Below are 342 nucleotides of genomic sequence, written 5' to 3' on the forward strand. Positions count from 1 at the left end.
GGCGTCGTCGTCCACCAGCAACAGATGCGGCAGTTCTTCGCCTTCGACCTGGATCTCGTCATTCATGCTTCGTCTCCTCGGGCGACACGGGGCAGGCGCAGCTCGGTGAGCGTGCCACCTTCCTCATGACTGTAGAGTTTCACCGAGCCGCCGGCGCGTGTCACGCTGGCCTTGCTCAAGAACAGGCCCAGGCCGAAGCCTTTGCCCTTGGTGGTAAAGAAGGGTTTGCCGATCTGCTCGGCGATGGCCAGCGGCACACCGGCGCCGTGGTCGCGAATACTGATGGTGAGGTTTTCCTCATCCCAATCGAGTCGTACTTCCAGGCCTTCGGGGCAGGCATCG

1 protein-coding gene and 1 pseudogene are annotated in these 342 nt (G+C 62.3%); both read right to left on the minus strand.

Annotation, left to right across the window (positions count from 1 at the left end; translation table 11 throughout):
* Positions 1-66, minus strand: a pseudogene (locus HX773_RS26095) (DNA-binding response regulator); the annotation flags it as partial.
* On the minus strand, positions 63-342 hold a 280-nt coding region (locus HX773_RS25430), incomplete at its 5' end, for an ATP-binding protein (protein WP_255433339.1). The gene HX773_RS25430 and the pseudogene HX773_RS26095, both read right to left, overlap by 4 nt.

The sequence above is a fragment of the Pantoea sp. B9002 genome (genome assembly GCF_013385945.1).
In the GTDB taxonomy this organism is placed as follows: domain Bacteria; phylum Pseudomonadota; class Gammaproteobacteria; order Enterobacterales; family Enterobacteriaceae; genus Pantoea.